General features: G+C 43.7%; 12 protein-coding genes. 1 reads left to right on the forward strand and 11 read right to left on the reverse strand.

Annotated features, from left to right (window positions below; translation table 11 throughout):
• Nucleotides 1-35: 35 nt before the first annotated feature.
• Together dnaK and grpE are read right to left on the reverse strand one after the other, a co-directional pair.
• Nucleotides 36-1,979 (reverse strand): molecular chaperone DnaK, encoded by a 1,944-nt coding sequence (gene dnaK / locus M917_RS02610; protein ID WP_021813200.1) that lies wholly within the window; start codon nt 1,977-1,979, stop codon nt 36-38.
• A gap of 211 nt (nt 1,980-2,190) precedes the next feature.
• The gene (gene grpE, locus M917_RS02615) at nt 2,191-2,790 is read right to left on the reverse strand and encodes a nucleotide exchange factor GrpE (protein WP_021813201.1); all 600 of its coding nucleotides are present in this window, start codon (nt 2,788-2,790) and stop codon (nt 2,191-2,193) included.
• A gap of 525 nt (nt 2,791-3,315) precedes the next feature.
• On the opposite strand from grpE, the gene M917_RS02620 reads away from it, so the two are divergent.
• Nucleotides 3,316-4,731 (forward strand): alpha/beta hydrolase, encoded by a 1,416-nt coding sequence (locus M917_RS02620; protein WP_040641732.1) that lies wholly within the window; start codon nt 3,316-3,318, stop codon nt 4,729-4,731.
• Nucleotides 4,732-4,882: 151 nt separating this feature from the next.
• On the opposite strand, the gene M917_RS02625 is transcribed toward M917_RS02620, so the two are convergent.
• From M917_RS02625 to thrC, 9 genes are all read right to left on the reverse strand, one after another.
• Nucleotides 4,883-6,028, reverse strand: coding sequence for a metallophosphoesterase (locus M917_RS02625; protein ID WP_021813205.1), 1,146 nt, complete (start codon nt 6,026-6,028; stop codon nt 4,883-4,885).
• Nucleotides 6,029-6,110: 82 nt separating this feature from the next.
• Complete coding sequence (locus tag M917_RS02630) at nt 6,111-7,106, reverse strand: TIGR01777 family oxidoreductase (protein WP_021813206.1); 996 nt, start codon at nt 7,104-7,106, stop codon at nt 6,111-6,113.
• Nucleotides 7,107-7,130: 24 nt separating this feature from the next.
• Nucleotides 7,131-7,631: a hypothetical protein gene (locus M917_RS02635; RefSeq protein WP_021813207.1), complete on the reverse strand. Its 501-nt coding sequence runs from the start codon at nt 7,629-7,631 to the stop codon at nt 7,131-7,133.
• Nucleotides 7,632-7,748: 117 nt separating this feature from the next.
• Nucleotides 7,749-8,696: a fatty acid desaturase family protein gene (locus M917_RS02640; protein ID WP_021813208.1), complete on the reverse strand. Its 948-nt coding sequence runs from the start codon at nt 8,694-8,696 to the stop codon at nt 7,749-7,751.
• Between the two features lie 115 nt (nt 8,697-8,811).
• Nucleotides 8,812-9,330, reverse strand: a complete 519-nt coding sequence (locus M917_RS02645; protein WP_021813209.1) for a GbsR/MarR family transcriptional regulator — start codon at nt 9,328-9,330, stop codon at nt 8,812-8,814.
• 150 nt (nt 9,331-9,480) lie between these two features.
• Entirely contained in the window at nt 9,481-10,110 is a 630-nt protein-coding gene (locus M917_RS02650; RefSeq protein ID WP_021813210.1) for an L-threonylcarbamoyladenylate synthase, read from the reverse strand.
• A 138-nt stretch (nt 10,111-10,248) separates the two neighbouring features.
• The gene (dprA, locus tag M917_RS02655) at nt 10,249-11,514 is read right to left on the reverse strand and encodes a DNA-processing protein DprA (protein WP_040641777.1); all 1,266 of its coding nucleotides are present in this window, start codon (nt 11,512-11,514) and stop codon (nt 10,249-10,251) included.
• 191 nt (nt 11,515-11,705) lie between these two features.
• Complete coding sequence (locus tag M917_RS02660; protein WP_021813212.1) at nt 11,706-12,803, reverse strand: LysM peptidoglycan-binding domain-containing protein; 1,098 nt, start codon at nt 12,801-12,803, stop codon at nt 11,706-11,708.
• Between the two features lie 207 nt (nt 12,804-13,010).
• Complete coding sequence (gene thrC, locus M917_RS02665; protein ID WP_021813213.1) at nt 13,011-14,432, reverse strand: threonine synthase; 1,422 nt, start codon at nt 14,430-14,432, stop codon at nt 13,011-13,013.
• Nucleotides 14,433-14,435 lie beyond the last annotated feature (3 nt).

The following is a 14,435-nucleotide window of genomic DNA, read 5'->3' on the forward strand; positions in this document are numbered from 1 at the left end:
TACTGACTGGCTCTACTGATTAGCGATAAGAAATATTATTTCTTATCATCATTAACTTCAGTGAATTCAGCATCAACGACGTCATCATTGGCTTGGTTGCTGCTTTCAGCATTGTCCGCGCCTTGTTGGAATTGGCTTGGATCCATGCCTTCTGCACCAGCACCGCTATCAGCATAAATCTTCTGACTGACTGGCAAGAAAGCATTGTCTAACGCTTCGAGCTTGGCTTTGATGTCATCATGATCATCTTCTTTAATCACGGCTTCAAGCTCAGTGATGGCTGTTTCTACGGTTGATTTTTCTTCGGCAGTGACTTTGTCTTCTGCTTCTTTTAGTGCTTTTTGTACCGCATGGATACGGCCATCTGCTTCGTTACGCACTTGCGCTAGATTGGCGAATTTCTCGTCTTCTGCGGCATTGGCTTCTGCATCGCGAACCATTTGTTCGACTTCTTCGTCCGACAAACCAGAATCCGCTTTGATCTGGATGCTTTGCGCTTTACCAGTGCCTTTGTCAGTTGCTGAGATGTTCATGATACCATCAGCATTGATGTCAAAAGATACTTCGATTTGTGGCAGACCACGTGGTGCTGGTGGAATGTCCGTCAAATCAAAACGTCCAAGCTGTTTGTTTTGGTTGGCGATTTTACGCTCACCTTGATACACCTGAATGGTCACTGCTGGCTGGTTGTCTTCAGCTGTTGAGAATACCTGTGATTTCTTAGTAGGAATCATCGTGTTTTTCTCGATAACTGGCGTCATCACACCACCCATTGTTTCGATACCAAGGGTCAATGGCGTTACATCAAGTAGTAGTACATCTGTTTTTTCACCAGACAATACCGCACCTTGAATCGCCGCGCCAGCTGCTACCGCTTCGTCAGGGTTCACGTCTTTACGTGGCTCTTGACCAAAGAAGTCTTGTACTTTTTGTTGTACAAGTGGCATACGCGTCTGACCACCAACTAAAATAACATCATCGATGTCACCGATTTTTAGGCCAGCATCTTCAAGAGCAATTTTACAAGGGCCCATTGTGCGTTGTACCAATTCTTCAGTGAGACTTTCTAGTTTTGAGCGACTGATAGTCACGACCAAATGCTTAGGACCACTGCTGTCAGCGGTGATATATGGCAAGTTCACTTCGGTACTTTGGGCACTAGATAGCTCAATTTTCGCTTTTTCTGCCGCTTCTTTTAGACGCTGCATCGCCAATGAGTCACCTTTTAGGTTGACGTCTTGGTCTTTTTTGAATTCATCAGCCAAATAATCAATCAAAGCTGAGTCAAAATCTTCACCACCAAGGAACGTATCACCATTGGTCGCGAGTACTTCGAACTGTTGCTCGCCATCGACATCAGCAATTTCGATGATTGAGATATCAAAAGTACCACCACCTAAGTCATAAACAGCAACCGTACTATCGCCTTGCTTTTTATCCATACCATAAGCAAGAGCAGCAGCAGTTGGCTCGTTGATGATACGCTTTACATCAAGACCTGCAATTTTACCTGCGTCTTTTGTGGCTTGACGCTGTGAGTCGTTGAAGTAAGCAGGCACAGTGACAACCGCTTCAGTCACGCTCTCACCAAGATAATCTTCTGCTGTTTTTTTCATTTTTTTCAAGATTTCAGCAGAAACCTGTGGTGGCGCCAGTTTTTTACCGTTAACTTCTACCCATGCATCACCATTATCAGCTTTGGCAATTTTGTAAGGTACCATGCCGATGTCTTTTTGCACGACTTTGTCATCAAAACGACGACCAATTAAACGTTTAATCGCAAACAATGTATTGTTTGGGTTGGTTACCGCTTGACGCTTGGCTGATTGACCAACCAAGATTTCGTCATTTTTATATGCGACGATTGATGGCGTTGTACGAGTACCTTCAGCATTTTCGATAACTTTAACCTTGTCACCTTCCATAACGGCGACACATGAGTTGGTTGTACCTAAATCAATACCAATTACTTTACCCATAATCAATTGCTCCTAATTGTTTTAAATATAAATTTTATCTATTCTGACCACAATCGGTCACTTGTTGCTTTATATCGGTTTACTTATTGGCTTTTTCAAGGCAACAAGCACGCAAAAATGGTCTTTCGTGTGATTTTTTGTGAAAACCCTTAATATTAGTAAGGTTTACCACTTTAAAATACTCCTAACGTGAAAATTTTACGTTAAGTTTCTATTGTCCGACACGTACCATAGCTGGGCGCAATAGGCGACCGTTCAAGCTATAACCCTTTTGCAATACTGTGCCAACTGTATCTGCTTCTGCGTCTACATCAATACCGACCGCTTCATGCAGATCAGCGTTGAATTTTTCACCTTGTGGATCAACCGCTTCGACGCCATTTTTATTCAAGACAGCGACTAGCGCTTTGTGCGTCAGTTGCACGCCTTCCGCTACTGGATCATTGGCGTCAGCGTTTTCCATGGCGCGCTCTAAGTTATCAACAATCTCTAATAACTCTCTGGCAAATTTTTGTAGGGCAAATTTTTTGCTTTTATCTGCTTCTTGCTCCATGCGTTTTTGTGCGTTGTAAGCTTCTGCATTAGCACGAGCAGTGCCTTCTTTTGCTTGCTTAACTTCGCCTTCTAACTCAGCAATACGTGCTTTAAAAGTGTCGAGATCGATTTCATTTTCGATAGTCATTTCTTCACCAGATTGGTTTTTTGGATCAAACTCTCTCATGGTTTCTTCTAAAATACTGTCGCTGTGCTCAATATTATCATGCGCCACATTTTGCTCAGGGGATTCGTGGTTGGGATTTTTCTCGCTCATGATGGCTCCTTAGAATGTTAATAATGATGGTTAATATAGAACACAATAAAACCCGCTAATCGCGAGTCATACGGTGCTCTTATTAGATATTAAACGGTTCTGACTCATTGTTGTTATTGATACGTTTTACTAGCTGTTTGATAAAGGTGACGGCTACAAATTTCAAGCCCAAAACGCAGGAATTTTTCTCATTTACAACAAATACAGTGTTAATACGTCACTAAACGCCGATAAAATATTTGTTATGGCTCTGCACGAATAACACTGTCTGGCACAAATTTTTCTTGCTGGCTGTGCCTACGCAGCTCGATGCTACAAAAAACTTACCCCAGTCTCGCTGACTCTCCTTATATTGGCCTGACTATATCAATTGAATTGAAGACACGCCTTAATATTTCAATCATTACCAAAAAACACGCTGTTTTTTAGCTGACTCCTTTATCATAACGGCAAACAGTATCACTTGTCTTAAAGTAAGCGCCAATGTGTAACAACGGATACTGACCATTATTTATGAGAAGTGTTATGTCTAATTCAACCGTACTAAATTCAACTGTACTGTCAGTCAATACCTTATTGAACAAAGCCTTGATGACGTTGAAGCTCTCGTCGATAGAGCCCGTAAATAACGGCATAGAAAAAAATGGGTCTCAAAAGCAGCCCTTGACCATTAAAGAAAAGATGCTGAGCTACACCCCAATACCCACCTATAATCCTCACACGTTACACCATGCCATGAAAGGGCTGGGCTATTTACCAACGCCCATATTAGAAAGCTTGGTTGGTTATCTAGACGGGCCTACGTCAAACCAGTATCTGCATGCCAATGCTCATCTGCGTTTGATTCTGGCTATAAACAGTAAGCTTAAAACCCCACTAAAGCTCACACAAATGCGTGAGCTGCGCGAAAAATTTGCCGCCGATGCAGTGGCCATGCAAACGCCAAAAGTATGGAAACAAGCGAGTGGTAGTGTGCTCAGCAATATAAAACACTTTACCAAAAAAGGGCATACGCCAATTCGCTGGGAAGACAAAGTGATTGCCCATGCTGACGAAGGTGACATGACGATTCGCTGCTATCAAGCAGGACTTCGCTCTAATGGCATGGGCTTAAAAAAACGCCGTAGCCACAACCCTGATGACACGGTGATGTTGTTTTTTCATGGTGGCGGGTTTTGTATTGGTGATGTCGATACTCATCATGAGTTCTGCCATGCTATTTGTGAGCAAACTGGTTGGTCGATTGTCAGTGTTGATTATCGCTTGGCGCCTGAACACTCATCTCCATCTGCGTTGAGAGACTGTATCACCGCTTATGCTTGGGTGGCTGAACACTGCCATACACTGAATGCGTCACCATCACGCATTGTCCTAGCGGGTGATAGTGCTGGTGGTGGACTGTGCACCCTGCTTGCCCAGCAGCTGACTGCGCCATCTGAAACTTCGTGGCGAGATGTGGGTATCGATGGTCAAAAGACATTTACGTTATTAAAAAGCCTACCCAAACCACTGGCGCAAATGCCTTTATATCCGGTTACTGATATCGAGACAGATTACCCGAGCTGGGAGTTGTATGGTGAAGGGTTACTATTAGATCATGCCGATGTGGCGGTATTTGATGCCGCTTGTTTTGAAAACAGTCTATTACCACGCCAGCATGTACTCAATTCTCCAATGCTCGGTGATAACAGTCAAGTATGTCCCACTTATATTGTTGCCGCTGAATTAGACGTATTGCGTGATGAAGCGTTGGCTTATGCCAAGCAAATAAAAAGCCATGGCATCCCAGTCAGAACCTATACCGTACTTGGTGCGCCGCATGGCTTTATTCACTTTATGAGCGTGCATAGCGGCTTAGGTCAAGAGACACACAATATTATCAATGGCTTTGCACGCTTTGTACGGGACACAATGAGTACCCAATCTCAGTTAGCGGCGTAGCTATAGTTGAAATACTTTAGAGTCGCTACAGTATTGCTGGTGTAAATTTTTTGCAGCATCTGTCTGCGAAGGAACAGCAAGCAAGAAAAATTTGCACCAGCAGTACGTGTTGTATTGATATTACTTTTCACCGACTATAGTTATCAGCGCATCAGTGCTTTTTGCCAACAGTGTCACCAGTCAGGCTGATTAACCAAATCTCTGAGCGCGACCCCAATCGAAAAGGAATACCCCAAAAGCCATAACCAGAGGACACCAAAAAGTGACCATTGCCAATGGCTTCATACCCATAACCTACTCGATTGATGGCATTTACAATAAAATTCGCTGGAAATATCTGACCATTATGAGTATGCCCTGATACTTGTAGATCAATCGATAATTGACTGTGTTCTGTGATATCGCTCGGTCTATGATCGAGCAGTATGATTGGCTGCTTAGTATCCACTTGCGCCAATAGCTCAGTGGTCGCCACACGTTGATGCTTATGGTTATCAAAACGACCAACCAACCAAACGGCTATGCCCTCGTGCTCTATACACAACGCTTCATCGTTTAACAACTTTACGCCAGCACCGCGCAGCGCCTCACTGATCGATTGCTCATGACCATATAAGTCATGATTGCCCAATGTGGCATAAATCCCATATGGCACACTAGCAGATAGCTGAGTCAAGTTGGCTGCCATATGATAGTCAGAAAACGCCTGTGTGTTGTCATCCATGATATCGCCTGGCATAAGCAATATATCTGCTTTACTTTGAACAATAAGGCGCTGCAGCCTGTCTATCGCCCCACCGCCGAACAATCGCCCGATGTGTAAATCGCTGGCTACCGCAATCTTTAATGTTCTAGCAAGCGGCTTGTCGATATGCACAGACAATTTGCGTACGATAGGGACGTAGGCATTATATAGCGCATAAATAAACAGTCCCAAAAACACAACCAACGCCAGCGCTCGTAAGGCAAAATCGACCAATGCAGAATTACTTACTGCCTCGCTCATAAGTGAGGTGATTAACCCATATCCGCCATATACTAAACTCGTCCCTAAGGCCGTGAGTAGCATAAAATGCATGACCAACATCCAACCACTCACCCAGCGATAGCTATTAGCAAACGCTCTTTTGACACTTAATATCAACAATCCGTTAGTGATGATAAATATAGTAGACCATATGACAATCTGGAGCGTTGAGGTTGTCCAAGGCTGTAACCACCACTGTAAGCTTAAAGCAGCGCCCGCACTAAACAGCTGCAAGAGCAAAAAAATGGTGATGAAAAATGCGTAACGCATGAATATCCTTTATGATGTTTCACATGAAACCTAATCTCATACAATTAACAACTATGTTTCACATGAAACAATAGCGAAATTCTTACTCCTGCTCTGTTAATGCTTGCTTAAACGTCGGTTGTTTAAACTCGTACCCTGCCTCCAGCAATGCTTTTGGCAACACCTTTTGTCCATCGATTAATAATGTCGACATTTCACCAAACATCAGCTTGAGTAAAAACTCTGGTAATGTAAAAAAGGTTGGACGATGTAACCACGTTCCCAGTGCTTTGGTAAAAGTATGATTGGTCACAGGATTGGGAGCCGTCAGGTTATAAACGACCGCTGGCGTGTCATTTGCCGTCTCTAAGACATTATCACTACTACTCACATTGGTATGGTGTTGTTCACTAGCATGGTGTCCTTCACTAGTATGATTAGCAAGATGCTGTTCAATGATAAATATCGCCGCCCCCACCCAATCCTCACGGCTGATCCAACTCATTATCTGTTTACCATCGCCCAACTGTCCCCCGACACCCATTTTGAATGGTGTCAAAAGCTTACCAAGCATACCGCCTTCAGGGTGGATCACGATACCCGTACGTACAATAGCCACAGGTACGCCATGGTTCATGGCTTTGAGCGCTAACTGCTCCCAGTCATCACACAACTTATGGGCAAAATCTGTCTCAAAACCACTGCTTTCTGTTAAAGATTTATCACCTTGTGTACCGTACCATCCGATGGCTGAACCGCTAAGCAATAGCTTAGGCTTGATAGTAGTACGGGCAATAAACGCGAGTAATGCTTCGGTCGGCTGAATACGACTGGCGAGCAATTGCTCTTTGCGCTCATCGCTCCAACGCGAGTCGGCAATACCTGCACCCGCTAAATTTACAATAACCTCAAAGCTCATATCAGACTGAGCAAGTTCTTCATAAGTCATCATATTGATATCGTCAGGATGTGCCTGACTGCTATCACGCGTGAGCCACGTAATGTTTACGTTTTTATTTTGCACGCGAGATCGTGCCATCAACTCTCGACTGAATGCACTACCTAAAAAGCCCGAACCACCACTGATTAAAATATTCATAATTATTTCCTTACGTTTTGTATATCACTGTCTAAAAGACGATAACCCTTGATAATAATCGTGTTCTTTTTCGCCCATATTGTCAAAACGGCTTTTACATGACTTTGGTAAAGCCATGAAGCTAGCAATCGCGGAATTGATGGCACCAAACATCCCTATGGTAATCATAAATACAAATAATACGCCAACTTCTATCAATGAATTTATGCGCAGATATAAAACAATGGCACCCATATAAATCGCTGACGTTATAAAGCCAATGACAAACGTCGTTCTTATACTTTTACGATCACCGCGCCATATCTTTTTACTAGCAACAAAAATGCCCGTCAATAAAGCAGGAATAAAACCAAGTAAGCCGACATATAACAATGGCTGATAACCAATTTGGGCAAAATCAGCATTCCTAAAAACAAGCAACAAAAACAGCTGTGCTATCAATCCACCAACCACGCTACCAATGCCTGCAAACAAAATAATCACTTGTACATAAGGATATGAATCTACGTTATTATCTATTTTCATTATATTTATCCTATTAACCTTAGTTGTTAAGTTAGTATAAATAGCTCGTTGGTAACGATAATGGATTTGTCATGGATAATTGGTGGATAAGTATCTCAATATTATTTAGCATAATTATTAGACAAAACGTTTACGAATAGGACACTCATCCTCTTTACCATTATTGTGATATTTTTCTTTTAATTTACCCAACCGACTATTGATGAAATCCATTACAACTGCCGTACTTGGCAATACATGCTGTTTGGTAAGATGCGGCGCTGCTGTATCTAAGCGCCTTGCCAGTTCAGGCAGATGGTTGGAGGGTACGGCTGGAAATAGATGATGCTCTACGTGATAGAGCAGATTGAAGGTCAGCAGGTTGACCAGCGGATTTCGCTCAGTGCGAGCTATCGCTTCATCACAATCATGATGCACACTCCACACAGCGATAATACCGACACTGGCATTGGCGAGAATCATGATCAACAGGTGATACACCAGTACTTGCGTTAGCATCTTAAGAGCAGAGACTTGAAACACGGTCAACACAAGCGCAAAGACGACGATCAAAGCAATCAAACCAAACTCTAGCCAAATAAAACGTTGATTACGACGATTACTTAAGTGCCATCCTTGGCGATAGATGGCAAAACGATAGGTAATGCCGCCTAACATTGCTTGCCACCATGGCACTTTTGCTAGGCTACCTTCAATATCACTATCGCCCAATGGATTGCGATGATGCTCCATATGCGTAGCGCGGATGCTGTGCAAACTGGTCAGCAATAGTACGCTCAGCAACAGTAATAGCGCTGTAGTCGTACGTTTACCCGTACCTAAGCTATGATGATAGCCATCATGCGCTTGCCGGAAGGCGGCTGCAAAAAACAAATAAGAAGCGCCGCATGCCAATACATACCATGAGTGGCTAGCAAACCACCATGACAGCAATAAAAATGGATAAGGCAAAATCACGTTATATGCAATTTGACCACGTGTTAGCTGGCGTAAGTCTTGCCACTTTACTAAGCCAGTCGCATTCTTAATCCCTCTGTTTGTATCATGGGCGGTATCTGTTTGCATTTTACACCTCCATTCGTTATTGCTATCAAAAAACCAGTATAAGTATATTTTCTTTTATTTCTGTCAAAACAGAAATTACTACTTAAATTTTTATTTTAAAACCGTGACTTCACTATCAGCGTAACACCTTCTTAATACTAGTGCCCAATTTCAATATCTTTTTAAGTGCCTTTGTCGGCAACTTGAGCATCTCAGAGGACCAAGTAGTCACCGTTGCCACGAACTCTTGTGTTTCACGGATACGGGCTTTTACCTCGCTGCTCTCATGCTCAAACTCAGGACTGTCCATAAGCTCTTGTAAAAACTGCACGGTTGGATCAAGTTCACGCTTTTGTCGCTCCACTACAATGATACGAGCCAGCTCCCAAACATCGGTATTCGTACTAAAGTGATCACGGCGATCGCCCAATATTGAGACTTTTTGTACCAAACCCCAGTGCTGTAGCTCCTTAATACTGTTAGAGACATTAGAGCGAGCGACCCCAAGCGTATCAGTGATCTCCTCAGCATTTAGAGGTTTACCAATGATGTATAACAACGCATGAATCTGTGACATGGTACGGTTAACGCCCCACTGCGTGCCCATCTCACCCCAATGTAAAATAAATTTTTCGGTAACGGGGTTTAGTTTCATGACAGATACTCACTTAATTATTTATAAACTTTTGATTGGCTACTTACGCTATCTTTTACATCATCTTGCGCTATTCTTTTATTTCTGTCAATACTGAAATATATGAACGTCAATTTTTAGATAATCATGGCTTGTCTAGCAATAATGATTTTAACGAACAATTAAACCAGTGGTCGCATCACGGATTTGACTTGGTAAGGTATAACCCAATGTTGCAGCCTGCAAATAACTAATTTGCTCGCCGAAATAAACATACGCTTCAGGAAATGTACTGGCTGGCGGCTGTCCTGATGGATTACAGCTGGTAGAAACCAATAGCCCGAACGGATTATGAGGGCTGACCAATTGCTCACATAACTCACGGATGAGAGGATGAGCGATCACTCTCACGGCTACCGTCTGATGCTGACCGGTGATCCAAGAAGGAATAGTGGTAGCAAGATTTTTCGGAATAGGTAGGAGCCAGGTATGTGCTTGCTGATATTGTAACTCTGTATTTTCATTATCCGTTTGCCAGCTCTTTAGGATAGACTCGCGTTGGGCGTTATCCAGCGTTGCTAATAAAGGTGCTATACGCTCGGCGCTATCAGTAATGACGATCATACCTTTTTCTTCGGGACGCTGCTTGATGGCCAGAATACGTTGAACGGCTGCTTTGTTATAAGGGTCACAGCCAATGCCCCATACGCTCTCGGTTGGGTAAGCAAGCAATTGACCTACTTTTAGAGAGTTGGCCGCTTGGCTAACAGAAGATGTGATAGTAGAGGTAGATTGATTCATGGTTTGAATAGTTCATGATAAGGAATACGTAAATAATAACACAGCCGCTGATTTAGATTAGATAATGAAAATTAGAAACGGCTAACACCTTCTGAGCGCTAGGTGTTCCTTGTAGTTTCAAAAAGACAAAATGTCATTTTAAACACGTAAGTACCGTCCACCTTGTACATTGATAACGCCTAATAACTCAAGCTCCATCAACTGCCCTATCAGCTGCGGCGCAGTCATTTCGGTCGCAATGATGAGTGCGTCTAGATCTTGCCCATGCCAATCAAGCTGCTCGTAAACCACCGTTAAATGCTTAGGTACGACGATAGCGCTGCGAGGAGATTTGATGTTCGATGGCGACAGCTGGCTGGCATCCGGCACAGCCATTTTATCTAGATCTGTAGAATGAGAAGGCTGACGATTATCCAATTGAGGGTCATTGGTACTGAATGTAGAAGAACTAGAAAGACTTGTGGCCTGATGTGAATGGCGACGGTAAGCCAACTGACTATTCACATCTTCGATGACTTGCTGAGGATGATAAATCAACGTCGCCCCTTCACGTATCAAATGATGACAGCCCTCAGCGTTGCTGTTGTCAATATGACTGGGTATCGCAAAGACCTGCTTGCCCTGCTCCGAGGTTAAGCGTGCGGTAATCAATGAGCCGCTTTGAACCTTGGCTTCTGTCACAATCGTCGCCAAGCTCAGCCCTGCCACCAAGCGATTGCGACGGGGAAAGGTATGCTTATGTGGCTGGGTATGCGGCAATAGCTCACTGATGATGCAGCCTCCTTGCTCGATAATCTGGGCAAATAATTGATCGCGATGATTGGGGTAATTTATGTCTATACCCGTACCCATCACCCCAACCGTGCGACCTTGGTATTCAGAATCTGCCTGCGCCAAAGCACCTAAATGGGCACGCTTATCTACCCCCATAGCAAGACCGCTGGTGACAATATAACCTGCCTGCGCCAAATATTGCGCCATATCAAACGTGATTTTTTGTGCATGTGCGGTGGGTTTTCGGCTGCCAACGATAGCGATTTGCGCCTGCTGTAAGCGCGCTTTATCACCACGGTAAAACAATAAAGGCGGTGGGTCGTAGATTTGCGAGAGCTGTGCGGGATAATCAGGCTGATCGGCAAATAGTAGACCATATCGACCTGCGATTAATGACTGTTGGATTTTGTCGATATTGGCGCACGTTTGCTCAGGCTGCTCATGACGTTTGAGATGGGTATGATGAATACCCAGCTGTCGCCAAGCTTCTACTTTGGCCTGCCACGCAAGCTGTGCATCACCAAAAGAGGTAATGAGCTTATGATACGAAGATAGTGACGCATTCACCTCATACCACAGCGCCAATATGGCGCGCTGATCGTCGGTTAATAAAGAGGAGACGGCAGTCATAGTCATATATCTCGTACAAGCGAACTTAGCGTGGTTCGTTTTAGGAACCAGCGATAGGTTAGTATAAAATTCTATACACCCCTAACCTAATTCCCAAAATTAGACTAGCAAGGGAAACGAGTACAAGTACTACGCATGATAGGCTAAACGAGTGTGACGCGGCTAATCGTATTTTTTGGGTTTGGTATTATTTACAGATAAGGCGGTGGTAACAGCTGATCGCCGACATTAATAGGCAGCTCAGAATTTAGCACATAAGCATAACTAATATGATCAAAAGTATTAAAGATCATAACCATACCACTTTGCTCATTTGGTAAGCGTACTGGCATGTCATTATCTTTGATATCACGTACCAACGGGCCTTTTTGATAAACCGTCAGCACATCACCTGGTTTAGCGCCATGTATCCTACCAAGGTTAATAGCAACCACGCTGCGTTTGGCGGCTGAGCTGATTGAGTCCATCACGCGTACAATCAAACCACCGCGACTGACAGACGCAGGAGTTGGATAAAACACAGGCGGAATCGAGTTGTTCAACTCAACGAATACACGATCCCCTTCACGCACTTCCTTACCATAACTGTCTGTGAGCTTTAAGCTTGTGACACCATTATTTTCTGTAGAAGTCACCAATCCTGTCGCTACTAGCGTGACTTCTAGACCGATAATTTCTTGCGTTTTAGGATCAACATACAGCTCACCCTCACGGTAAATACCATAGCGCTGACCGACGATAAGCGGCACGCCTTTGGCATAAACCTTATCACCCGCTGCAGTGATTAAGTTCCGGTTCTTAGATGCTAAAATATAGGGCGTGGTATTGAAATCTTTTGGATTAACGATGACAGTTTTATCCAACCAGTGTTGAATAGCTGACCATGGAATAGGCGGAATACTGTTGGCAATTGAGGTGACTGCGACCGTACTGGCAACCACATTGCCAGTTAATTGTTTTTCAATTCCAGCACAGCCCTCGCCCGTATCCACGCCAATGAGTGTCTTACCTTGAATGACGCATAAAATTAGAATGTCATTGGGATAAATAAGATCTGGGTTTTTGATTTGTTTATTGGTCGCCCAAATCTCTTTCCAGCGCCATGGGCTATCTAAATAGCGCCCTGAGATATCCCACAGAGTGTCGCCCTTTTTGACGACGTAACGATTGGGGGCGTCCGCTTTGATGGTTGGTGGCGGATTATTAGCGTAGGCAGTGGTCATTAGCATTGCACTGCTAAACGTTGTGATTAGTAGGGCTTTTGCTGCCGTTTTTAAGCTCATTTTCATTATTATATCCACAATGTGTCACGCTGTTTTGGCCAGTGTTGTGTCTAAAAAAGCGCCGAGCACAATCGTGAAAAGCTGGCGCTGTTTCTAATATTACAATCATATCCACCATAACACAATAATAAACAATTTATTACAATGTCGTAACTTTTTTGTGGATGTTTTCTTTGAAATTGCTATGAAAACAAAATATTATTTACCCAGTATTTACACTGAGTTTGGCGTGACATGCTGACGTATTTGCTCAGCGACCAGCTCAGCATCATTATCTAGTATCACCACGTGTTGCGGCAAGCTTTCCAACCCTTCTGTATGGGCAGGACGCGCAATGTCTATGTGGCCGATCGCTTCAACGATAGTATCAGCAAATTTGACCGGTAATGCGGTCTCTGCACAGATGATAACTTCATTCTCTAACTGTAGTTCTTTAGCGACCTTGATACCATCAGCGGTATGCGGATCGACCAATTCACCATGCTGCTCATAAAGCGCTTTGATGGTTTGTAGACGGTCACTATGGGTAGATTTGCCAGCAGCAAAACCATAGCGCGTATTGACCGCTTCCATCACATCAGACAAATCAAAACCTTGGCCTGATTTTACCCCGTCAAATAATTCGTGAACGCGAGCCGTGTCTTTATCTAATAATAAATACACAAAACGCTCAAAGTTTGAGGCTTTTGAGATGTCCATTGAAGGACTTGACGTGATGTAGGTCTGTTCGGTCGGGCGCGGCTGATACGCCCCTTGGTTAAAGAAGTCGTTTAATACGTCGTTTTCATTGGTAGCGACGATTAAACGCTCGATTGGCAAGCCCATTTCACGCGCGATATGACCCGCGCAAATATTGCCAAAATTGCCTGATGGTACGCTAAAACTAACCTTTTCATCGTTGCTCGTCGTGACCGCAAAGTAAGCTTTGAAATAGTAAACGATCTGCGCCAGTATGCGACCCCAGTTGATAGAGTTGACCGTGCCTAAGTTATAAGCCGCCTTAAACTCAGCGTCTTGTTGCAAAGCTTTGACGATATCTTGGCAATCATCAAACATACCGTCGATGGCGATATTATGGATATTGTCATCGGTCAAGCTATACATTTGCGCACGCTGAAACTCACTCATTTTGCCATGTGGCGACAGCATAAAGACTTCAATGTTTTCTTTACCGCGCAGTGCGTATTCTGCCGCACTACCGGTATCGCCGCTGGTCGCACCAATAATGGTAATACGCGCGTCTTTTCTTTTGAGCACATATTCAAAAGCATTGCCCAAAAACTGCATGGCAACGTCTTTAAATGCTAGCGTTGGACCGTTTGATAATCCCAAAATGTATAAATTATCTTTAAGCTTGCGGACAGGAACAATCTCCGCGCTGCCAAATACGTCAGCAGTATAGGTGCGATCAATGATATCTTGTAAATCTGCCGCAGGAATATCAGTGGCAAAGCGTTGCATAATCGCCATGGCAAGCTTTGGATAGCTAAGCGTGCGCCATTCATCAAGTACCGCACTGTCAATATGCGGATAATGCTCAGGCAACATCAAACCACCGTCTGGTGCCAAACCCATCAAAAGCACATCACTAAAATCCATCGGCGCTGTCTGACCACGGGTACTGATATATTTCATGAG

Origin of the sequence: Psychrobacter aquaticus CMS 56 (assembly GCF_000471625.1) — a bacterium.
In the GTDB taxonomy this organism is placed as follows: Bacteria; Pseudomonadota; Gammaproteobacteria; order Pseudomonadales; family Moraxellaceae; genus Psychrobacter; species Psychrobacter aquaticus.